1 protein-coding gene and 1 pseudogene are annotated in these 692 nt (G+C 66.3%); both read right to left on the bottom strand.

From position 1 onward, the window contains the following. Positions 1–173 precede the first annotated feature (173 nt). A complete protein-coding gene (locus JCM21793_RS29425; protein WP_155983521.1) occupies positions 174–494 on the bottom strand; it encodes a hypothetical protein in 321 nt (106 codons plus the stop codon). Beyond that, positions 491–692, bottom strand: a pseudogene (locus tag JCM21793_RS29855) (lytic transglycosylase domain-containing protein); the annotation flags it as partial. The pseudogene JCM21793_RS29855 and the gene JCM21793_RS29425, both read right to left, overlap by 4 nt.

Genomic DNA, 692 nt, shown 5'->3' with positions numbered 1-692 from the left:
GGCGTTCGCGCCGGTGCGCGCGGGCAGACGCGGTGAGTATTTCGGATGGGCCGTGCTGTGCTGCCGGGCGAGCTTCTTGGCCTGCGTCAGAAAGCTTTTGGCCTTGCCCGCGCGCGGCGTGTCGGATCGAATGCGGCCGGGCTTCGGCCGGAAGCGGATTTCATCGTCGGCGCTCATGGACGCGCCTCCGGCCGGAATCCCCGGAAAATGGGCCATTCCCGCCCATGGTGCCGGTCAAAATCCAGCAACGCCAAAGCTTTGCGCAAACACGCGGCACGTGGGGCCGAAAAATGCCGTGCCGCGCGCGCGGCCGCTAAACAGTGTGCAGACAACAAGAATTTCGAGAACTGGCCCGACGTGGTGCCATGTTCCTTTATCTTGCCCTCCGCCTTTTCTGCCCTTTCCGCCCTTCCTGCCGGGAATTCAGACAGGCGTGAACCTGCCTGGCTGGACACTGGAACGGATCGCGCCGAGCGCGAGAATGCCGTCTTCATGGCGCTCTCCCGTTGCCCGCGCGAGCCACGATAATGCCGCCGTCCTGCGGCTCCGCATCGGCGGAACCGCGCGCCAGAACGGAAGCTTGGGCGTCGGCGGAATGTGCATCGGATGACGGCGCGGCGGCGGTCCGTGTGTCGGCCGGGCGCATGACAAACAGCGGAGCCTCACGCCAGTCCGGGGGCGTTGGCGGTGCT

Source organism: Nitratireductor aquibiodomus NL21 = JCM 21793 (assembly GCF_000615975.1).
Taxonomy (GTDB): domain Bacteria; phylum Pseudomonadota; class Alphaproteobacteria; order Rhizobiales; family Rhizobiaceae; genus Nitratireductor; species Nitratireductor aquibiodomus.
Note: the sequence above shows the minus strand (reverse complement) of the source record. Positions and strands in the feature narration are given on the sequence as shown.

What these genes read in the sequence shown, in the direction of transcription:
- JCM21793_RS29425 (WP_155983521.1), bottom strand. Translation starts at nt 494, where the DNA reads ATGAAGACGGCATTCTCGCGCTCGGCGCGATCCGTTCCAGTGTCCAGC.